At 58.7% G+C, this 21,261-nt stretch carries 13 protein-coding genes; 9 read left to right on the top strand and 4 right to left on the bottom strand.

Annotation, left to right across the window (positions count from 1 at the left end):
* A complete protein-coding gene (gene dcd, locus ACK13D_RS13730; RefSeq protein ID WP_004571280.1) occupies positions 1-582 on the bottom strand; it encodes a dCTP deaminase in 582 nt (193 codons plus the stop codon).
* Positions 583-663: 81 nt separating this feature from the next.
* Complete coding sequence (udk, locus tag ACK13D_RS13735) at positions 664-1,305, bottom strand: uridine kinase (RefSeq protein WP_010670982.1); 642 nt, start codon at positions 1,303-1,305, stop codon at positions 664-666.
* A 283-nt stretch (positions 1,306-1,588) separates the two neighbouring features.
* Here udk and ACK13D_RS13740 point away from each other — a divergent pair, with 283 nt between their 5' ends.
* From ACK13D_RS13740 to yegD, 3 genes are all read left to right on the top strand, one after another.
* The gene (locus ACK13D_RS13740) at positions 1,589-2,203 is read left to right on the top strand and encodes a phosphatase PAP2 family protein (protein ID WP_010248160.1); all 615 of its coding nucleotides are present in this window, start codon (positions 1,589-1,591) and stop codon (positions 2,201-2,203) included.
* A 163-nt stretch (positions 2,204-2,366) separates the two neighbouring features.
* Complete coding sequence (locus tag ACK13D_RS13745) at positions 2,367-5,702, top strand: diguanylate cyclase (protein WP_418796626.1); 3,336 nt, start codon at positions 2,367-2,369, stop codon at positions 5,700-5,702.
* 75 nt (positions 5,703-5,777) lie between these two features.
* Positions 5,778-7,130: a molecular chaperone gene (gene yegD / locus ACK13D_RS13750; RefSeq protein ID WP_010248167.1), complete on the top strand. Its 1,353-nt coding sequence runs from the start codon at positions 5,778-5,780 to the stop codon at positions 7,128-7,130.
* Between the two features lie 365 nt (positions 7,131-7,495).
* Here yegD and ACK13D_RS13755 read toward each other — a convergent pair whose 3' ends face one another.
* Both ACK13D_RS13755 and ACK13D_RS13760 read right to left on the bottom strand, forming a co-directional pair.
* Positions 7,496-8,839 carry a carbohydrate porin gene (locus ACK13D_RS13755; protein ID WP_010670984.1) on the bottom strand — a complete coding sequence of 448 codons (1,344 nt, stop codon included), beginning with the start codon at positions 8,837-8,839 and terminating at the stop codon, positions 7,496-7,498.
* A gap of 209 nt (positions 8,840-9,048) precedes the next feature.
* Complete coding sequence (locus ACK13D_RS13760) at positions 9,049-10,008, bottom strand: aldo/keto reductase (RefSeq protein ID WP_010670985.1); 960 nt, start codon at positions 10,006-10,008, stop codon at positions 9,049-9,051.
* Between the two features lie 240 nt (positions 10,009-10,248).
* Here ACK13D_RS13760 and ACK13D_RS13765 point away from each other — a divergent pair, with 240 nt between their 5' ends.
* Genes ACK13D_RS13765 through baeR form a run of 6 tightly spaced genes read left to right on the top strand, consistent with a single transcriptional unit; the run spans position 10,249 to position 21,238 of the window.
* Positions 10,249-11,487 carry an MdtA/MuxA family multidrug efflux RND transporter periplasmic adaptor subunit gene (locus ACK13D_RS13765; RefSeq protein ID WP_010670986.1) on the top strand — a complete coding sequence of 413 codons (1,239 nt, stop codon included), beginning with the start codon at positions 10,249-10,251 and terminating at the stop codon, positions 11,485-11,487.
* On the top strand, positions 11,487-14,609 hold the full coding sequence (locus tag ACK13D_RS13770) for an MdtB/MuxB family multidrug efflux RND transporter permease subunit (RefSeq protein WP_418796629.1): 3,123 nt from the start codon (positions 11,487-11,489) through the stop codon (positions 14,607-14,609). Before ACK13D_RS13765 ends, ACK13D_RS13770 begins: the two co-directional genes overlap by 1 nt.
* The gene (gene mdtC, locus ACK13D_RS13775; protein ID WP_010670987.1) at positions 14,606-17,680 is read left to right on the top strand and encodes a multidrug efflux RND transporter permease subunit MdtC; all 3,075 of its coding nucleotides are present in this window, start codon (positions 14,606-14,608) and stop codon (positions 17,678-17,680) included. Before ACK13D_RS13770 ends, mdtC begins: the two co-directional genes overlap by 4 nt.
* Before the next feature lie 52 nt (positions 17,681-17,732).
* Positions 17,733-19,139, top strand: a complete 1,407-nt coding sequence (locus ACK13D_RS13780) for an MFS transporter (protein WP_010248184.1) — start codon at positions 17,733-17,735, stop codon at positions 19,137-19,139.
* A complete protein-coding gene (baeS, locus tag ACK13D_RS13785) occupies positions 19,136-20,524 on the top strand; it encodes a two-component system sensor histidine kinase BaeS (RefSeq protein WP_033758415.1) in 1,389 nt (462 codons plus the stop codon). The genes ACK13D_RS13780 and baeS overlap by 4 nt, the downstream gene beginning before the upstream one ends.
* Before the next feature lie 6 nt (positions 20,525-20,530).
* Entirely contained in the window at positions 20,531-21,238 is a 708-nt protein-coding gene (baeR, locus tag ACK13D_RS13790) for a two-component system response regulator BaeR (protein ID WP_010248188.1), read from the top strand.
* The last annotated feature ends 23 nt before the right edge of the window (positions 21,239-21,261 follow it).

Below are 21,261 nucleotides of genomic sequence, written 5' to 3' on the forward strand. Positions count from 1 at the left end.
TCAGTCTTTGTCGATACGGCTGGCATCAGCGCCCTGCTGACCGCGATATTTCGCATCTTCACGCCGGTTGTAGGGACGCGCAGCCGGGCCTGAAAGCGGTTCAAAACTCAGCGCACCGATCAACATACCGGGACGCAGAGCCAGCGGCAGTTTACCTGAATTGTAGAACTCCAGCACGATACGGCCCTGCCAGCCAGGATCGATGCGGTGAGCCGTAACGTGTACCATCAACCCAAGTCGCGCCAGCGATGAACGGCCATCCAGCCAGCCGACCAGATCGTCAGGCAGCGTCACGGACTCCAGCGTCACCGCCAGCGCCAGCTCTCCCGGATGAAGGAAAAAGGCCTCGCCATCAGGCAATACGATCTCATCGCTCATGACCCGATCCAGTGCCGCGCTCACTTCCTGTTTCGGGCCGCTCAGATCGATAAAGGCCGCGGTATGACCGCTGAAGGTGCGGAACTGATTACCCAGACGCACATCGACGGTGGCCCCGTTAATGCGCTCGACCGGCGGGCGTGGCTCAATGGCCAGTTTGCCATTGTCCAGCCAGGCTTCAATATCGCGATCGCATAATCTCATTGCGGTAACTCCATGGCATAAGTGTAGCAAACCGGCATGCGTGCCTGCCGCCGGTCTGCACCACGTCCGGACGGACGTGCGTTATTCAAAAAACTGGTTGATTTTCGCCTTGAGGATATCGATGGCGATACGGTTTTTTCCGCCGCGCGGCACAATGATATCGGCGTACTGTTTTGATGGCTCGATAAACTGCAGGAACATCGGACGCACGGTCTTCTGATACTGACTCATTACCGAATCCATTGAGCGGCCACGCTCATTGACGTCACGTTTCATACGACGCATCAGACAGATGTCGAGCGGCGTGTCCACGAAGATAGAGAAGTTGAGTTCCTGGCGCAGACGGGCATCGGTTAACAGCAGAATGCCTTCAAGGATGATGACCTTTTTTGCGCTCAGATGATGCGTTTGCTGGGTGCGGGTGTGCTCAACGTAGCTGTAGACCGGCAGCTCAATATCCTGACCGGCTTTGACCGCCTGCAGATGCTGCAACAGCAAATCATGATCCATCGCGCTCGGATGGTCATAATTGGTTTTAACCCTCTCTTCCATGGTGAGGTGACTTTGATCTTTGTAATAAGCATCTTCCGGGATGACCCCGATGTGCTCGCCACCTACCTGATCACGGATTTCACGATAGAGCGTGCTGGCAATTAAACTTTTACCGGATGCGGAAGCGCCGGCAATGCCTACAATCACGCACTGATGAGACTTGTCAGTCATACTTTTTTAAGACCTGATAACTGGAGCCTGCCACTGGTCACACATTACGCGGGCAGCGGACGGGCCGAAATGGAGAGGGTGTGTTCGCGCTAAGTATAGGGATTTCGGCCTTTTGATGCCAGAGAAATGGCGTCGGCGACTTTTCAGACTTTCTCCTTTGGACGCCACTCATTTCACCGATAAACTAACGGCACACCATACTATAAAAAAAATGGCCTGCGCGGCGCGCTGTTCAGACAACGCGTGTCGCTAACGTGACGACCGAAGATGCATCAGGAGTGGTATGCACTGGAAGACTTTGACCTATTTTGGCGACAGCATGCTGTTGATTCCAACAGCCGTGATTATTGCGCTGATTTTGCCGTGGAAGAGTGATAATCGTCATACGGTCTTTTACTGGATTGTGGCATTTGGCCTGGCTGGCCTGACCGTCAGCATCTCTAAAATTCTGTTTCTGGGGTTTGGCATCGGCAGCGCCCGCTTTAATTTTACCGGTTTCAGCGGCCACAGCGCCATGTCCGCCACGCTGTGGCCGGTCATGCTATGGCTGATTTCCGGGCGCTGGTCCGCGATGTGGCGCATTGCGGCGATTGGGGTTGGTTATCTGATTCCCCTGATGGTCGGTTTCTCCCGCCTGGTCATCCACGCACACTCAAAAAGTGAGGTGGTCACCGGGCTGCTGCTGGGCTTCACGCTGAGCACGGCGTTTCTGATATCCCAGCGTCGCACCTCGCTCAAAGGCTTCAGCTGGCCGCAGGTCGGTGCTGCGCTGTTAGTGCCGTTTGTATTGATGAGTCACGGTCGTGTCGCCACCACGCAGCAGTTCCTGGAGCGTTTCGCCGCCAGCCTTGCGGGCATGGAGAAACCCTATACCCGCGCCGATCTTTTCCGCCAGTAATCAACGTGCTGGCAATCAATCTTAGCGTGCCCGTCAATTCGCCGAATAACGGGCAATATTGATTTCACCCCTTTTTTCTTTGCCGGATGTGCTAGCATGCATTGAGAGAATGACTGGTGCCTGATACGCCATTGTGGAGCGCTGCACCCTGCCGGAAGTCCGCATGACGATAGAGATCCTGTCCCCGCAAAATAGCACGCCAAACCGCTGGCTCTCGGCGCTGCTCCTTGGCTGCGTGGTGTTTGTCCTGACACTCTTCTGTCTGGAACTGATCGTCGTCAGCGGCAAAATCTCCCCGCTCTGGTTTCCGACTACGTTAATGACCGTCGTGGTTTTCCGCTGCCCGTCACGCCAGCTCCCGCTGCTGCTGACAGCCTGCGTGCTTGGCACCGCCGGGGCTAACGCCATCATCATCGGGCCTGCCCTCTCGAACATTAAATTCGCCCTTCTCAATCTTATCCAGGCCGGTGTGGGTGGCATGCTGCTGCGCGCCCTGCTGGATCGGCGCGCGCCGCTGGATTCGCTGCATGACTGGGCACGGATGGTACTGTCGGTGGGCATCGTGACGCCGGTGCTCGGCGGCCTGCTGGCACTCTGGACGCTACAGGTCACCGGCCACGCCTCGTTTCCCTTCTTTTATACATGGGTGATCTCCGAAATCATCGGCATGCTGGTGTTAGGCCCGATGCTGTTACTGCTGCCGTGGCCGCTGCGTCGCACGGGGTTCAGCAATCTGCGCCTTGCCGAAGCTCTGCTGACGCTTCTTCTCACCCTCGGGGCCAGTTATCTGGCGCTGCGCTTTTTGCCGTGGCCCTTTACCTTTATCGTGGTGATCCTCTTCTGGTGCGCGGTTCGCCTGCCCAAGCTGCAGGCGTTCGTGCTGTTCTTCCTGAACGCCAGTTTTATCTCGATACTGCTCGCCTTTGATCTGGTCACCGTGGTGAACAACAACAGCGCGCTGGGCCCGGTCTCCAGCTGGCTGCCGTTCCTGCTGGTGCTAATCCCCAGTCACATTATGTCGCTGGTGATGGATGCGTTCCGGCGCGAAAAGCTCCATATCACTGACAGTGAAACCCGCTTCCGTCACGCAATGGAGTACTCCGCCATTGGGATGGCGCTGGTGGCGCCCCACGGCAGCTGGTTGCAGGTCAACCGCTCGCTGTGCCAGATCCTGGGCTACCCGGCTGAGGAGCTGAAGCGGCTGACTTTTCAGCAGATCACCCATCCCGACGATCTCAGCCTCGATTTGCAACATGCGAACCGACTGCTGGCGGGTGAGATTGATACCTACACCTTTGAGAAGCGCTATTTCCGCAAAGATGGCGAGATTGTCTGGGCGCGGCTGACGGTATCGCTGGTGCGCGATGGTAACCAGGAACCGCTCTACTTTATTGCGCAGATTATCGATATCTCTGAGCTGAAGCAGAGCGAGCAGGTGAATCGCCGGCTGATGGAGCGTATTACGCTGGCCAACGAAGCGGGTGGCATTGGCGTATGGGAGTGGAACCTGCTGACCGGCGAGATGTTATGGGACAAGCGCATGTACGCGCTGTTTGGTCTTGCCCCGCATGAGTCACCCAGCTATGACCTCTGGATCCATCTGCTGCATCCCGCCGATCGCGAGTATGCCGCACTGACGGTGCAACAGGCGATTGAGCTTCGCAGCGCGTTTCACATGGAGTACCGCGTGGTCGATGACCAGGGGCATCGCTGGGTGCGCACTCAGGCCAACCGGCTGCTGAGTAAAGAGGGGCGCATTGAGCGCATGCTGGGCATCTGTCAGGACATCACGCCGCTACGCAATCTTAATGAGGCGCTGTTTCAGGAGAAAGAGCGCATGGCGATCACGCTGGATTCCATCGGCGAAGCGGTCATCAGCACCGATAAAGAGATGCGCGTTGCCTTTATGAACCCGGTGGCGGAGAAAATGAGTGGCTGGTCGCAGGAGCAGGCCGCTGGTCAGCCGCTGAGTGAGCTGCTGCATATCACGCAGGGACGTAACGGCCCTGAGGTAGAGAATTTGCTGTTATGCCAGCTGCCGCCGGAAAAAATCACCCCCGGTCTCGCTGAAGATCTGGTGCTGCATACGCCGGACGGCGGCCATATCGATATTCACTACAGCATCACGCCGCTGCGTTCAGAAGCGGGTCTGGAACAGGGGGCGGTGATGGTCATTCAGGATGTGAGTGAGTCACGCAAACTGATGAAGCGCCTGAGCTACAGCGCGCTGCATGACACCCTGACCCGTCTGCCTAACCGCGCCAGCTTCGAACTTCAGCTTAAGCGTCTGCTGTTTGATGCCGCTGAACATCAGCATCAGCACGTGCTGGTGTTTATCGACCTTGATAAGTTTAAAGCGGTCAATGACAGCGCCGGGCATGCTGCAGGCGATGCGTTACTGCGCGAACTCTCCGATCTGATGCAGCACCCTCTGCGCAGCAGCGATTTCCTTGCGCGACTGGGCGGTGATGAGTTTGCGCTACTGATGCCCGATTGCGATATCGCACAGGCACATGATGTGGTGCAGCGCATTGTCGCCGCGGTAAATGATTACCGGTTCCAGTGGCTGGGACGCCTTTATCAGGTCGGTGCCAGCGCGGGCGTGACGCAGATTTCAGCAGAAAACTGTCAGAGCAGCGACGTGCTTTCGCAGGCGGACATCGCCTGTTACAACGCCAAACGCAGCGGGCGTGGACGGCTGGTGGTCTACGAACAGCATCGCTTACCGCTGTCGGGCAACCATCAGGGCATGGATGCGGCGATGATTGATGCGCTGCAGATCGAACTGCCCGCCTGGGCCGTTGCCCCGCCAAAAACGCCGCAGGCTGCCTTTATCTGGCTGCTTGAAGTGCAGCTGTTAACCGCTGACGGGTTGCTGCTGGATGAGACACTGTTACGCAATAACCTGCCTGATGAAACGCTGCGTCGCCGGCTGGATAACAATATTCTTGAGGCTTTTTTCCGCCACGACGTGCAGCGGCTCAATAACAAAGGCATTCCGGTGATTCTGCCGCTTAATGCCCAGGTACTGAGTGATGCCGCCTTTGTGCAGCAACTCTGTCAGCGCTTTGTCGCCGCCGGACTCTCCAGCAGCGGCTGTGGTTTTGCTTTCCCTGCCGCCAGTGTGCTGAGCCAGGGCGATCAGCTCTATGCCGCGCTGCTGCAACTGCGGCAGTGCGGCTGCCGCATCGTATTGCAGCATTTTGGCCGTAATCTGGATGCTTTTAATCTGCTGAGTGACGAGGTGGTCGATTATCTGGTGCTGGCGCCTGAACTGGTTGCCAACGTTCACAATAATCTGATGGATGAGATGCTGCTGACCATCATTCAGGGCCAGGCCACACAGCGCAATATCTCGGTGCTGGCCGGTCCGGTTTCGGTACCGGCCCTGCTCAGCACCCTGGCTAACCTTGATGTTAATGGCGTCTGGGGCAGTGCCGTGGCGGAGCGCCAGCCGTTGCGTTCACTGGCTGAAGATCACATCTTCGCTATTCGTTAATTCCGGCGCTGCCCGCTTGCCACCCTGCTGAAGCTGCGCTAAAGTCGCCCCCTTTTTTCCGGCATGGGGGCGAAAATGTTCATAGGATTCGATTACGGCACGGCTAACTGCTCTATTGCAGTCAGCGAAAATGGCACGCCACGTCTGTTAACGCTGGAAAATGATCAGCGCCTGCTGCCGTCGATGATCTGTGCGCCGACCCGCGAGTCGATCAGCGAATGGCTCTATCGTCATCATCAGGTCGCGACACCTGACAGCGAAACCACGGCGCTGCTGCAGCGCGCGCTGCGATATAACCGCGAAGAAGATATCGATGTCCAGCCCAATAGCGTGCAGTTTGGCCTCACCGCGCTGCAACACTATATGGTCGATCCCGAAGATGTCTGGTTCGTTAAATCCCCCAAATCGTTCCTCGGTGCTACTGGCCTGAAGCCACAGCAGATTGCCCTGTTTGAAGATCTGGTCTGCGCCATGATGCTGCACATCCGCAAGCAGGGTGAAAGCCAGCTTGATCAGGCTATCGATCAGGCGGTAATCGGCCGACCGGTCAACTTCCAGGGTTTAGGCAGTGAAGAGTCTAACCAGCAGGCTGAAGGTATTCTGCTGCGCGCCGCCCACCGCGCCGGTTTCCGCGACGTGGAGTTTCAGTTCGAACCGGTGGCGGCCGGACTCGATTTCGAAGCCACGCTGCAGCAGGAGACGCGGGTACTGGTGGTGGATATTGGCGGTGGTACTACCGACTGCTCAATGTTGCTGATGGGGCCGAAGTGGCGTGATAAAGCTGACCGCCGTGAAAGCCTGCTGGGCCACAGCGGTTGCCGCGTCGGCGGTAACGACCTGGACATCATGCTGACGTTTAAGACCCTGATGCCGCTACTCGGTCTGGGCGGTAACACCCAGAAAGGCACCGCCCTGCCTGCGCTGCCGTGGTGGAATGCGATCGCCATCAATGATGTGCCGGCACAAAGTGACTTTTACAGTCCCGCCTGCGGAAAGTGGCTGCGGGATTTAGTGCGTGATGCGGAACAGGGTGACGTAGTGGCTCGCCTGCTGAAAGTGTGGCAGCAGAAGCTCAGTTATCGCCTGGTGCGCGCAGCGGAAGAGAGCAAGATTGCGCTGTCAGCCAGCCCGGCGCATACCGCTTCCCTGGACTTTATTGCCGCCGCATTAGAGACAGAGATTGGCGTGGATCAGCTGCAGGACGCCATCAGTCAGCCGCTGGAGAAAATTCTGGAACAGGTGCAGCTGGCATTAGCCACCAGCCAGATTAAGCCTGATGTGATTTACCTGACCGGCGGCAGTGCGCGTTCGCCGTTGCTGCGCGCGGCGCTGCAGCAGACGCTGCCGGATACACCGATTGCGGGCGGCGATGATTTCGCCTCCGTCACCGCAGGGCTGGCCCGCTGGGCGGAAGTGATGTTCCGCTAGGCTTGCACTGCAATAACAAAGACGGCACCTGAGGGTGTAATGCCAGTCAGTTAAGCGACAGGTGATAACGCAGTCTGGTGCCAGGCCTGCTCTGAAACTTCAGTGTGTATTGTTAAAAAGGGCACGATAGTGAAGGCCTGAGCGCCTCTGCTGCTGAAAGGGCTGTCCGCAGCGCTGAGGCGTGACGGTGGGCCAGAAGTCCACGCCGGGAAGCGTGGACAGTTCGGGGCCGGCCAGGGAGGGCCGATCCCCGAACGGTTCGTCGGCACGACGTCAAAGCCGAAGGTACCGCGTGAGCGGCGCGAGGACGGCCCGGCAGCAGCAGAGGTGCGCTGGCCCGCACTGCGGCTCGCTCGCCCAGAAAATCAGAAGGCAATATTGGCGCTGATACCGCCGATAAACGCATCTTTCACTTCACTGACTGCACCCGGGGCAACCACATACTGCAGGTTAGGTCGCAGTGACATCCAGTTAGTTACTTTGGCGTTGTAGTAAACCTCATAGTTGTACTCTGAACCTTCCTGAATCGGCAGATAGGTCGGGCTGTCAAAGCGGCTCTCGCCATTAGCCTGATTCTGCTGACGCAGTGAGCGGGTATAGTCGCTGTTCACATGAACACGTGATGCGCCCACGCCGATCTCATCCTGAGGACGGGCATCAAACGGTCCTGTCCAGGTAAACGCAATAGACTGATAGTTGTCGGTCTTTGAGGTCTTGTGATCGTTCATCACCGCCTGCACCCGCACGCCCAGACCGCGATTCACATCGCCATCCTGCGCGGTCAGCTGTTGCTGTAACAGCAGATAGCCGCCATAGGAATGGGCCTGATCCTGATAGCCGCCGTTGCGCCAGCTGCCATAAACATCGCCATCCACCGAGGAATAGTAATAGCCGATGCGGTAGTTACCCGGTAATTTCTCCGGCCCGAAGGTCGGTTTCCAGCCCAGTTCGACCGGCACCAGATTCCCTTCTGAATTGCTGGTATCCAGACGGAAGCCATCACCGCGATCGTAGTTAGCGCGGTTCTGATTATAGAAACCGACCTGGAAGAAAACGTCCGGCGTGATATTGAATTTCACCCGGCCGCCCCACTGCGAGACAGGCCAGTTAAACCAGCGATCGCCGCGCCAGTTACCCGCCTGCCCGCTGCCCAGCGCCAGGTTCTGGAACAGATTGCCATCGAAGTTATCGAAGTCTTCCCCTACCGTCACCCGCCCGGCTTTCACATCGACCACATCGTTAAACAATCCTTTGCGTAACCAGAACTGGGTCAGACGCCAGGTCTGGCCGCGACCGTAAACCTCCTGCACCGAGGAGAGCATACCGGTGCGTTGATCCGCGACCTGTTCAGAAAGATTCTGTCCGTTACGACTGGTCACGGTCATCTGGAACTCGGCATCCTGCCAGTCCAGCAGCTTCTGCAGATCGAAATTGGTGCCAAACGACCACTGATCGCTGTAGCGCATGGTGGTATTGGTATCTGCCCCGCCGCCTAAATTCGCGGCGCTTTCCATGGTGTAGTTAACGTCAAACTTAATGCCGTCGTCCTGCAGCTGCGTTCGGTACCCGCCCCAGTCACCAAACATCCATTCGGAGTCCGGGCTCAGGGCGTCAGCGGCCAACGCCTGCGCGGAAAACATGGCCAGGATCAGGGTGCCGGTTGCCACACGGCGCAGCGGGAAACGCTGCTCTACTTTTCTGTTTTTCATCTTGCTTATTCTTATGTAAGTTACGGAAAATGACGCGCAGAGGATAGTGCTGGATAACCTCTGTTTTTTGTAAATACGTGCGCATAATTACCCGTAAAATCCGTTTATTAACGCATTTGTGATCGGGATCGCTGATTGGTTATTCTCTGGGCGGGGTGCGTCTTTTTTGACAGGTGCAGCGTAAAAAGGGGCGCTATCGCCCCTTGTGTTTACTGGCTTGCCTGATTCAGCTGTTCTATCTGCGCCGGGGTCAGCGTCAGCTGCATCGCGCCAGTCAGATCGTCGAGCTGTTTCAGCGAGGTGGCACTGACAATCGGTGCGGTGATGCCGGGACGGGCGATCAACCAGGCCAGCGCCACCTGCGTCGGCGTCACCTGATGCGCTTCGCTGATAGCATCCAGTGCGTCGAGGATCCGCAAACCGCGCGGGTTAAGGTATTTATCTACTACACCCTGACCGCGCGCGCTTTTACCGGCATCCGCCGCCTCGCGATATTTGCCACTGAGAAAGCCGCTGGCGAGTGAGTAGTAGTTAATAACGCCCAGACCCTGCGCCATCACCACCGGCTCCAGCTCCGACTCATAGGGCTGGCGGTCATAAAGGTTGTATTCAGGTTGCAGGGTTTCATAGCGCGCCAGCCCCTGCGTTTCACTAACCTGCAACGCCTCCTGCAGCCGTGCCGCGCTGTAATTGGAAGCACCAATCGCCCGCACTTTGCCCTCTCTGATCAGGCTGTCAAAGGCGCTCAGGGTTTCTGCCAGCGGCGTATCCTGATCGTCGCGGTGCGCCTGGTAGAGATCGATATAGTCGGTCTGCAACCGGCGCAGTGAATCTTCGACCGCCTGACGGATATATTGCGGTTTCAGCCCGGTTTTCTCCGGCGACAATTCCATGCCGACCTTGGTTGCCAGCACGATCTGGTCGCGTTTGCCGCTTTTTTTCAGCCATTCACCCATAATGGTTTCCGATTCACCGCCTTTATTGCCCGGTGCCCAGCGGGAATAGACGTCGGCGGTATCGATAAACCACAGGCCTCGATCCACCAGCGCATCCAGCAGAGAAAAGGAGGTGGTTTGATCCACTGTCCAGCCAAACACGTTGCCGCCAAACGTCAGCAACGGCACCGCGATACCACTGTCACCCAACTGCCGGGTTTGATTCTGACTCATTTACTGCTCCTTATTTGCCTGAAAAAACCGTCTGTCTTTCAGCATAGCAAAGTGATTTCACGGCTTTATGACGATTGTGATGCGATTAATGAAAGAACAGGCATAATTACCCCGCCCTGACAGATATCCTTATTTCCTTCAACTTCTGCCCGTCAGAGGCGGCTACACTCTGTCGTTTGCAGGCTACCCATTTGATGCCTGCGCCTGGGACTACGTCACTGCTGGAGAGCACCAACAATCATGAGCACCCGACATCCTGTTATGAAGAAAACCCTTATCGTGCTGGCCCTGATCGCCGTGGCCGCTGGCGGCTATTATGCCTGGCAGCGCCATGCCCAGCCGCAGAGCAGCAGTCAGAGTGACGCACCTGCGCCACGTGGCGGCAAAGGCGGCGGTGACGGCGCCCGTCGTCCCCTCGCGCCGGTTCAGGCCGCTACGGCCACCAGCCAGAGTGTGCCGCACTATCTGAGCGGACTGGGTACGGTGACCGCGGCTAACACGGCCACAGTGCGCAGCCGGGTCAATGGCGATCTGCTGGCAATCCACTTCACCGAAGGGCAGCAGGTGAAAGCGGGCGAGCTACTGGCAGAAGTCGACCCGCGGCCTTATCAGGTGGCGTTAACGCAGGCGCAGGGCCAGCTGGCGAAAGATCAGGCGACGCTGGCCAACGCCCGTCGTGACCTGGCGCGCTTCGAGAAGCTGGCAAAAACCTCGCTGGTGTCGCAACAGGAGCTGGATACCCAGCGCTCACTGGTCAGTGAAACGCTCGGCACGCTGAAAGCGGATGAGGGAAGCGTCGCCAGTGCGCAGCTCAATCTTACCTACAGCCGGATCACCGCGCCGATTGCCGGCCGGGTCGGGCTGAAACAGGTGGACGTCGGCAACTACGTCACCAGCGGCGACACCACCGGTATCGTGGTGATCACCCAGACGCACCCGATTGATGTGGTTTTTACCCTGGCTGAGAACAGCATCAGTTCCATACTCAAGGCGCAGAAGAGCGGTGAGTCGCTGCTGGTGGAAGCCTGGGATCGCAGTAATCAGAATCTGATCGCCAATGGCAAACTGCTGAGCCTCGATAACCAGATTGATGTCACCACCGGCACCATCAAAATCAAAGCGCGTTTTGATAATCAGGACGACACGCTGTTCCCCAATCAGTTCGTGAATGTGCGGCTGAAGGTCAACACCCTGCAGGATGCGATTGTTATCCCACCTGCCGCGCTGCAGATGGGCAACGAAGGCAACTTTGTCTGGGTGGTTAACAGCGACAACAAGGTCAGCAAGAAAAGCGTGATTGCCGGCTTGCAGGATAGCGAGAAAGTGGTGGTCAGCGCCGGTCTGGAGGCGGGTGAACGCGTCGTGACCGATGGTCTGGATCGCCTGACGGAAGGCGCAAAAGTCGAGGTGGTCGCGCCGCAGAGCAACGCACCGCGCGCTACCCGCGCCACCCTGCCGTCAAAAGGAGAGCGTGAGTAATGCAGGTCATGCCTCCCGATCATAGTGGCGGACCGTCACGCCAGTTTATCCTGCGGCCGGTCGCCACCACGCTGTTGATGATTGCGATCCTGCTGGCCGGGGTGCTGGGCTACCGCTTCCTGCCGGTCTCGGCGCTGCCAGAAGTGGACTATCCGACGATCCAGGTCGTCACGCTCTATCCGGGTGCCAGCCCGGATGTGGTCACCTCCTCCATCACCGCGCCGCTTGAGCGCCAGTTTGGTCAGATGTCTGGCCTGAAACAGATGGCGTCACAAAGCTCCGGCGGTGCCTCGGTGGTGACGCTGCAGTTCCAGCTGACGCTACCGCTGGATGTCGCAGAGCAGGAGGTGCAGGCTGCCATTAACTCCGCCACTAACCTGCTGCCCAACGACCTGCCTAATCCGCCGGTCTACAGCAAAGTGAATCCTGCCGATCCACCGATCATGACGCTTGCCGTCACCACGCGCAGCATGCCGCTGACGCAGGTGCAGGACATGGTGGAAACGCGGGTGGCGCAGAAAATCTCTCAGGTCAGCGGCGTCGGACTGGTGACGCTATCGGGCGGTCAGCGTCCGGCGGTGCGGGTGAAAATGAATGCGCAGGCGCTGGCTGCGCTGGGTCTGACCAGCGAAACGGTGCGGACCGCCATCAGCAATGCCAACGTAAATTCGGCCAAAGGCAGCCTGGATGGTCCGACCCGCTCAGTTACCCTGTCAGCCAATGATCAGATGAAATCAGCGGAGGATTATCGCCAGCTGATTATCAGCTACAAAAACGGCGCACCGGTGCGTCTTGGCGACGTGGCGACCATAGAACAGGGAGCAGAAAACAGCTGGCTCGGCGCCTGGGCCAACCGCGATGCGGCGATTGTGCTCAACGTTCAGCGTCAGCCTGGTGCCAATATCATCGCCACAGCAGATAATATCCGTGCCATGTTGCCCGCCCTGACCGCAGCCCTGCCGAAGTCGGTGGAGGTTAAACTGCTCACCGACCGCACCACCAATATTCGTGCTTCGGTCAACGACACGCAGTATGAGTTGATGCTGGCGATGGCGCTGGTGGTGATGATCATCTATCTGTTTCTGCGCAACGTGCCCGCCACGCTGATCCCGGCGGTTGCGGTGCCTCTGTCGCTGATCGGCACCTTTGCGGCGATGTACTTCCTCGGCTTTTCAATTAACAACCTGACGCTGATGGCGCTGACCATCGCCACCGGCTTTGTGGTCGATGATGCCATCGTGGTGATTGAGAACATCTCACGCTATATCGAGAAAGGGGAAAAGCCGCTGACCGCCGCGCTGAAAGGTGCCGGCGAGATCGGCTTTACCATCATCTCCCTCACCTTCTCGCTGATTGCGGTCTTGATCCCGCTGCTGTTTATGGGCGACGTGATCGGCCGTCTGTTCCGCGAATTTGCCGTGACGCTGGCGGTGGCGATCCTGATTTCAGCGGTGGTCTCACTGACCCTGACGCCGATGATGTGTGCCAGGATGCTGAGCGCGGAGTCGCTGCGCAAACAGAACCGCTTTTCGCGGGCCAGCGAAGCGATGTTTGATCGTATCGTGGCCGCCTATGGCCGCGGCCTGAAACGGGTACTCAATCATCCCTGGCTCACGCTGTCGGTGGCGCTTGGCACCCTGGTGCTGACGCTGTTGCTATGGATGATCATCCCGAAAGGCTTTTTCCCGCAGCAGGACAACAGCATTATTCAGGGCACGCTGCAGGCACCGCAGTCGGTCTCCTATGCCAGCATGGCGCAGCGCACCCGCGACGTCGCCTCCATCATCATGAAAGATCCGGCAGTGGAGAGCATGACTTCGTTTGTCGGCGTGGATGGCACCAATGCCTCGCTGAACAGCGCGCGTCTGCAGATCAACCTCAAACCGCTGGATCAACGCGACGACCGCATTCCTGCTATTCAGCAGCGTCTGCAACAGCAGGTCAGTGAGGTACCGGGCGTGCAGCTGTGGCTGCAGGCGGTACAGGATCTCACCATCGATACCCAGGCGAGCCGCACGCCCTATCAGTTCACGCTGCAATCGGGTTCACTGTCTTCGCTCAGCACCTGGGTTCCGGCGCTGCTGACCCGGCTCAGCACCCTGCCACAGCTGCGCGATGTCAGCAGTGACTGGCAGGATCAGGGACTGGAAGCCTATGTCAAAGTGGACCGCGACAGCGCCAGCCGCCTCGGCATCAGCATGGCGGATGTCGATAACGCGCTGTACAACGCCTTTGGTCAGCGGCTCATCTCCACCATTTATACCCAGGCGAACCAGTATCGGGTGGTGCTGGAGCAGGACAATAGTGCCACTCCAGGCATGGAGAGCCTGGAGGCGATTCGCCTTAACAGCAGCGACGGCGGCAGCGTACCGCTGAGCGCCATTGCCCGCATTGAACAGCGCAACACGCCGCTCAGCATTAACCATCTCGACCAGTTCCCGTCGGCGACCTTCTCCTTCAACGTGGTTGACGGCTATTCGCTGGAAGATGCGGTGAAAGCGGTGTCGCAGGCTGAAGCCGAGCTTGGCATGCCCGCAGAGCTGATGACGCAGTTCCAGGGCAGCACGCTGGCGTTTGAGGCGGCGCTGAGCAGCACCGTCTGGCTGATTGTGGCGGCTATTGTGGCGATGTACATCGTGCTGGGCGTGCTTTATGAGAGCTTTATTCACCCCATCACGATTCTCTCAACGCTGCCCACGGCGGGTGTCGGCGCGCTGCTGGCGCTGATGCTCAGCGGCAATGAGCTGGATATCGTGGCGATAATCGGCATCATCCTGCTGATCGGCATCGTGAAAAAGAACGCCATCATGATGATCGACTTTGCGCTGGCGGCCGAGCGTGAACAGGGTATGAAGCCTGTTGATGCCATTTATCAGGCCTGCCTGCTGCGCTTCCGCCCGATTCTGATGACCACGCTGGCCGCCCTGCTCGGCGCGCTGCCGCTGATGCTCAGCACCGGCGTCGGTGCCGAACTGCGTCATCCGCTGGGGATTGCCATGGTCGGCGGGCTGATTCTGAGCCAGGTGCTGACCCTGTTTACCACCCCGGTGATCTACCTGCTGTTTGATCGACTGGCGCACGCCACCCGCCGCCGCTTTGCCCGCACGGAGGCCGCAGAGTGAAGTTCTTTGCCCTGTTCATCAACCGGCCCGTCGCCACTACCCTGCTGACGCTGGCCATCGCACTGGCGGGGATGCTGGGTTTCCGGCTGCTGCCGGTGGCGCCGCTGCCGCAGGTTGATTTTCCGGTGATCGTTATCTCGGCTTCGCTGCCGGGTGCCGCGCCGGAGATCATGGCGTCGTCGGTGGCCACGCCGCTGGAGCGCTCGCTGGGACGCATCGCGGGCGTCAGTGAAATGACCTCCACCAGTTCGCTGGGAAGCACCCGCATCATTCTGGTGTTTGATTTTGATCGCGACATCAACGGAGCCGCGCGCGATGTGCAGGCCGCGATTAACGCGGCGCAAAGCCTGCTGCCTACCGGGATGCCGTCGCGCCCGACCTATCGCAAAGTGAACCCTTCAGATGCGCCGATTATGATCATGACGCTGACCTCGGATACCTATAATCCGGGTCAGCTCTACGATTACGCCTCGACCCAGCTGGCGCAGAAACTGTCACAGATTGAGGGCGTGGGCGACGTCACCGTGGGTGGCAGCTCGCTGCCTGCGGTCCGCGTGGCCCTGAATCCACAGGCGCTGTTTAATCAGGGCGTCTCGCTGGATGCGGTGCGCACCGCCATTTCCAACGCCAATCAGCGACGGCCGCAGGGCGCACTGGATGATTCGCAGCAGCGCTGGCAGTTGCGTACCAATGACGCGCTGCAAACCGCCAGTGAGTATCAGCCGCTGATAGTGCATTACAACAACGGCGCGGCGGTCAGGCTGTCGGATGTGGCGACAGTCGAAGATTCAGTGCAGGACGTACGCAACGCCGGGATGTCGCGCGGTAAACCGGCGGTGCTGCTGCTGATCCGCAAAACGCCTGAAGCCAACGTCATCGATACGGTGGACCGCATCCGCGCCGAAATGCCGCTGCTGCATGAGGTGATCCCGGCCGCCATCGATCTGCAGATCGCTCAGGATCGCTCACCCACCATTCGCGCCTCGCTGCATGAGGTGGAGCAGTCGCTGGTGATCGCCGTGGCGCTGGTGATTCTGGTAGTTTTTGTTTTCCTGCGTTCAGGCCGCGCCACGCTGATCCCCGCCGTCGCGGTGCCGGTTTCACTGATCGGCACCTTTGCCGCGATGTACCTGTGCGGCTTCAGCCTCAACAATCTGTCGCTGATGGCGCTGACCATCGCCACCGGCTTTGTGGTGGATGATGCGATTGTGGTGCTGGAGAACATTGCCCGACACGTGGAAGCGGGCATGAAGCCGCTGGCCGCCGCGCTGAAAGGGGTGCGGGAAGTCGGTTTTACCGTGTTGTCGATGAGCCTGTCACTGATTGCCGTGTTCCTGCCGCTGCTGATGATCGGCGGACTGATTGGCCGCTTCTTCTCAGAATTTGCCATTACGCTGTCGGTGGCTATCGTCATCTCGCTGTTTATCTCGGTCACCCTGACGCCGGTGATGTGCGCTTATCTGCTGAAGCCGCACGCGCCGCGAAGTCAGCCGCGCCAGCGCGGCGCGGGCCGGCTGCTGATGGCGATCCAGCAGGGCTATGGTCGCTCGCTTAACGTGGTACTGAACCATGCGCGCTGGGTGATGGTGCTGTTTTTCGCCACCATCGTCCTGACAGGCTGGCTGTTTGTTCATATTCCAAAAACCTTTATGCCGGAGCAGGATACCGGACGACTTTCCGGTTTTATCTCTGCCGACCAGAGCATTTCGTTTCAGGCGATGCGCAGTAAGCTGCAGGATTTTATGGAGATTGTCGGGGCCGATCCGGCGGTAGAGAGCGTGGTGGGCTTCACCGGCGGGATGCGTACCAACAGTGGCTCCATGTTTATCTCGCTGAAGCCGCTGTCGGAGCGGAAAGAGAGCGCAGTGGAGATTATCGCCCGCCTGCGCAATAAGCTGGCGAAAGAACCCGGGGCGAGTCTCTATCTGAATGCGGTGCAGGATCTGCGCGTCGGCGGTCGGGAATCGAATGCCGGTTATCAATATTCCCTGCTGTCGGACGACCTTAACGCCCTGCGTGAGTGGGAGCCAAAAATCCGTCAGGCGTTCTCTGCCCTGCCGCAGCTGGCGGATGTGAACTCCGATCAGCAGGATAAAGGCAGCGAGATGGCGCTGACCTATGACCGGGAAAGCATGGCGCGGCTCGGCATCGACGTCTCTCAGGCCAATGCCCTGCTGAATAACGCCTTTGGTCAGCGTCAGATCTCCACCATCTATCAGCCGCTTAACCAGTACAAAGTGGTGATGGAGGTCGATCCGCGCTACACCCAGGATATCAGCGCTCTGTCGCAGATGTTCGTGATAAACAGCGAAGGTAAAGCGATTCCGCTGTCGTGGTTTGCCCACTGGCAGCCCGCGAATGCGCCGCTCTCGGTCAACCATGAAGGGCTGTCTGCCGCCTCGACCATTTCATTTAACCTGCCGGAAGGGGTGTCGCTGTCGCAGGCGTCGGAGGCAATTGAACGCACCATGACCGCGATTGGCGTGCCCTCCAGCGTGCGCGGCAGCTTTGCCGGTACGGCGCAGGTGTTTCAGCAGTCGCAAAGTAATCAGCTCTGGCTGATGCTGGCGGCGATTGCGGCGGTCTATATCGTGCTGGGGATCCTCTATGAGAGCTATGTCCATCCGCTGACGATCCTCTCTACCCTGCCCTCGGCGGGTGTCGGTGCGCTGCTGGCGCTGGAGCTGTTCGATACGCCCTTCAGCCTGATTGCGCTGATCGGTATTCTGCTGCTGATCGGAATCGTGAAAAAGAACGCCATCATGATGGTCGATTTTGCGCTGGAGGCAGAGCGCAACGGCCAGCTCAGCGCGCGCGAGGCGATTTTCCAGGCGTGCCTGTTGCGCTTCCGGCCGATTATGATGACGACGCTGGCGGCGCTGTTTGGCGCGCTGCCGCTGGTGCTGACCAGCGGCGACGGCGCAGAGCTGCGTCAGCCGCTGGGGATTACCATTGCCGGCGGGCTGGTGATGAGCCAGTTGCTGACGCTCTACACCACGCCGGTGGTCTATTTAATGATGGATAAATTGCGCCGTAAAAAACGCCCGCTGGCCGCCGCGCAGCAGCCGTAACAGGTATGGCGGCAGCAGGCATCGGACGTGACGCCTTTATCGGGGGGGATCGATGAGTACGCAAAGCACTAACGTCCGCTGGCAACTGTGGATTGTTGCCATCGGCTTCTTTATGCAGACGCTGGATACCACCATCGTGAATACCGCGATCCCATCGATGGCGCACGATCTGGGTGTCAGCCCGCTGCACATGCACTCGGTCATCGTCTATTACGTGCTGACGGTCGCCGTCATGCTGCCGGTCAGCGGCTGGCTGGCCGATCGTTTTGGCGTGCGCAACATTTTCTTCTGCGCGATTGTACTGTTCAGCCTGGGATCACTGCTGTGCGCCCTCTCCGGCACCCTCGATCAGCTGGTGCTGTCGCGGGTGGTTCAGGGGATTGGCGGGGCAATGATGGTGCCGGTGGGTCGTCTGACGGTGATGAAAATCGTGCCGCGCGAGCAGTATATGTCCGCCATGACGTTTGTCACTCTGCCCGGACAGATCGGTCCGCTGCTGGGTCCGGCGCTGGGCGGTGTGCTGGTGGAGTACGCCAGCTGGCACTGGATCTTTCTGATCAATATCCCGGTCGGCATTGCAGGCGCTATCGCCACCCTGATGCTGATGCCCAACTACAGCATGCAGACGCGGCGCTTTGATTTCGGCGGTTTTATCCTGCTGGCCGCCGGAATGGCAACCCTGACGCTGGCGCTGGATGGTCAGCGCAGCAGTGGCGGCTCTCCGCTGCTGCTGGGTGCCATGATCCTCATTGGTATGTTCTCTCTGCTGTTCTACCTGATGCATGCGCGCAGCAATGATAATGCGCTGTTCAGCCTGAAGCTGTTTGATAATCGCATCTACTCCATTGGCCTGCTCGGCAGTTTTACCGGCCGCATCGGCAGCGGCATGCTGCCCTTTATGACGCCTATCTTTCTGCAGCTCGGCATGGGTTACAGCCCGTTTCACGCCGGTCTGATGATGATTCCGATGGTGCTGGGGAATATGGGGATGAAACGCATTGTGGTGCGCATCGTCAATCTTTATGGCTACCGCAACGTGCTGGTGATGTCGACCGTGGCGCTGGCGCTGGTGGTCCTGCTGTTCCCGCTGGTGGCAATTCTGGGCTGGGTCTGGCTGCTGCCACTGGTGCTGTTTCTGCAGGGCATGGTCAACGCCATCCGCTTCTCTTCAATGAATACCCTGACGCTGAAGGAGCTGCCTGATGAGCTGGCGTCCAGCGGCAACAGCCTGCTGTCGATGATAATGCAGCTGTCGATGAGTATCGGCGTTACCGTGGCCGGGCTGCTGCTGGGGGCATTTGCTCAGGAGAGCGCAGCGAACAGCACGGCGGAACATCAGATGTTTATTTATACCTACCTTTGCATGTCGCTGATTATCATCCTGCCCGCGCTGGTGTTCTGGCGCGTGCCGCCACAGGTGAGTACCAACGTTGATTTGCGACGCCGGAGAAAAAAATGAGAGATAACCTGCGCCTGGGCATCGGGGCCAAACTGTTTATGGCGATTTTCGCCACCTGCATGCTGGTGCTGATTACCATGCACTGGGGAGTTCGCCTCAGTTTCGAGCATGGCTTTGTCGACTACATTAAGCGCGGCAACGAGCAGCGGTTAAATCTGCTCAGCGATGCCCTGGCCGATCAGTATGAGCAGCACGGCAACTGGGATTTTTTGCGCCACAACGATCGGCTGGTGTTCACCATGCTGCGCTCGCTGGAGCAGAATCCCGACAGCAACAGTCAGCTGCCGCCGCACGGCTGGCGCACCCAGTTCTGGATCCTCGATCAGCAATATAAAGTGCTGGCCGGGCCAAAATCGCCGGTGCCGCCCGAAGGCACGCGACGCAATATCACCACCAGCAATAATAAAGTGGTCGGCTGGGTCATCGGCTCGCCGCCGGAGCGGCTGACGCGCAGCACCGACATTAACTTTGATCAGCAGCAGCGGCGCACCAGCTGGATTATCGTCGGGCTGTCCACGCTGCTGGCGGCGCTGGCGACCTGGCTGATGGGGCGCGGTCTGCTGGCTCCGGTCAAACGACTGGTCGATGGCACCCATCATCTGGCGGCCGGTAATTTTGCCACCCGCGTTGAGGTCAGCAGCCGGGATGAGCTGGGCCAGCTGGCCAGGGACTTTAACCTCCTTGCCAGCTCGCTGGAGAAAAATGAGAGCATGCGCCGCGCCTTTATGGCCGATATCTCCCATGAGTTACGCACACCACTGGCGATCCTGCGCGGTGAACTGGAAGCGATGCAGGATGGGGTGCGCAAACTGACGCCGGAAGCGATCGCCTCGCTACAGAGCGAAGTGGTGGTGCTGACCAAGCTGGTCGACGATCTGCATCAGCTGTCGCTGTCCGATGAGGGCGCCCTTGCCTACCGCAAACAGGCAACCGATCTGGTGCAACTGCTGGAAGTGACGGCAGGCAGCTTTGCCGAACGCTATCGTGCACACGGGCTGACGCTGAAACTCAATCTGCCCGATAACGCCCCCTTCTTTGGCGATCCCGACCGCCTGATGCAGTTGTTCACTAATCTGCTTGAGAACAGCCTGCGCTACACCGACAGCGGGGGCCGGGTTGAAGTGACGCTGAACTATGAGGCACCCAACTGGCGCATCGAGTTTGATGACAGCGCACCGGGCGTGGATGGGGAACATCAGGCCCAGATTTTTGAGCGCTTCTTCCGCACCGAAGGCTCGCGCAATCGCGCCAGCGGTGGCTCGGGCCTGGGCCTGGCCATCTGTAAAAATATCGCTGACGCGCATGGCGGCGATATTCATGCGGCGCACTCTGATTTAGGTGGACTGAAAATCGCGCTACACTTGCGCTATGTTCCCCTTGTGTAGACGCTTATGAGCCTGGAAAACCACGACCCGCTGATTCTGGTGGTCGAAGATGAGCCGAAACTGGCGCAGCTGATGATCGATTATCTGCATGCCTCGAACTACCGTACCCATCACATCGCCGACGGTAACGCGGTGCTGGAGTATGTGCGCCAGACGCCACCCGACCTGATGCTGCTGGATTTGATGCTGCCAGGCACCGACGGTTTAACGCTGTGCCGTGAAATCCGTCGTCATTCCGAACTGCCGATTATTATGGTCACCGCCCGCACCGAGGAGATCGATCGGCTGCTGGGGCTGGAGCTGGGCGCGGATGACTACATCTGTAAACCCTTCAGCCCGCGTGAAGTAGTGGCGCGAGTTAAAACGATTCTGCGCCGGGTAAAACGGTCGGCAGAAGAGCCGCAAAGCGCCTCGTTACTTCGCGTCGATGAGAGCCGCTTCTTCGCCAGCTGGCGCGACAAGCCGCTGGATCTCACGCCGGCGGAGTTCCGTCTGCTGAAAACGCTGTCGCTGGAGCCGGGCAAGGTCTTTTCACGCGAACAGCTGCTTAACCATCTCTATGATGACTACCGCGTGGTCACGGACCGCACCATCGACAGCCATATAAAGAACCTGCGGCGCAAGCTGGAGACTCTCGATAGCGAGCAACCTTTTATCCGCGCCGTCTACGGCATGGGCTATCGCTGGGAAGCCGATGCCTGTCATTTGATCTAGTTTGATCCCGATCAATTTACTTC

This window comes from Pantoea sp. K16 (assembly GCF_048452805.1).
Classification (GTDB): Bacteria; Pseudomonadota; Gammaproteobacteria; order Enterobacterales; family Enterobacteriaceae; genus Pantoea; species Pantoea agglomerans.

Bases quoted from the DNA above. Each gene is read 5' to 3' on its own strand.
- dcd (WP_004571280.1), bottom strand. From the start codon at position 582: ATGAGATTATGCGATCGCGATATTGAAGCCTGGCTGGACAATGGCAAA.
- udk (WP_010670982.1), bottom strand. From the start codon at position 1,305: ATGACTGACAAGTCTCATCAGTGCGTGATTGTAGGCATTGCCGGCGCT.
- ACK13D_RS13740 (WP_010248160.1), top strand. From the start codon at position 1,589: ATGCACTGGAAGACTTTGACCTATTTTGGCGACAGCATGCTGTTGATT.
- ACK13D_RS13745 (WP_418796626.1), top strand. From the start codon at position 2,367: ATGACGATAGAGATCCTGTCCCCGCAAAATAGCACGCCAAACCGCTGG.
- yegD (WP_010248167.1), top strand. From the start codon at position 5,778: ATGTTCATAGGATTCGATTACGGCACGGCTAACTGCTCTATTGCAGTC.
- ACK13D_RS13755 (WP_010670984.1), bottom strand. From the start codon at position 8,839: ATGAAAAACAGAAAAGTAGAGCAGCGTTTCCCGCTGCGCCGTGTGGCA.
- ACK13D_RS13760 (WP_010670985.1), bottom strand. From the start codon at position 10,008: ATGAGTCAGAATCAAACCCGGCAGTTGGGTGACAGTGGTATCGCGGTG.
- ACK13D_RS13765 (WP_010670986.1), top strand. From the start codon at position 10,249: ATGAGCACCCGACATCCTGTTATGAAGAAAACCCTTATCGTGCTGGCC.
- ACK13D_RS13770 (WP_418796629.1), top strand. From the start codon at position 11,487: ATGCAGGTCATGCCTCCCGATCATAGTGGCGGACCGTCACGCCAGTTT.
- ACK13D_RS13780 (WP_010248184.1), top strand. From the start codon at position 17,733: ATGAGTACGCAAAGCACTAACGTCCGCTGGCAACTGTGGATTGTTGCC.
- baeS (WP_033758415.1), top strand. From the start codon at position 19,136: ATGAGAGATAACCTGCGCCTGGGCATCGGGGCCAAACTGTTTATGGCG.
- baeR (WP_010248188.1), top strand. From the start codon at position 20,531: ATGAGCCTGGAAAACCACGACCCGCTGATTCTGGTGGTCGAAGATGAG.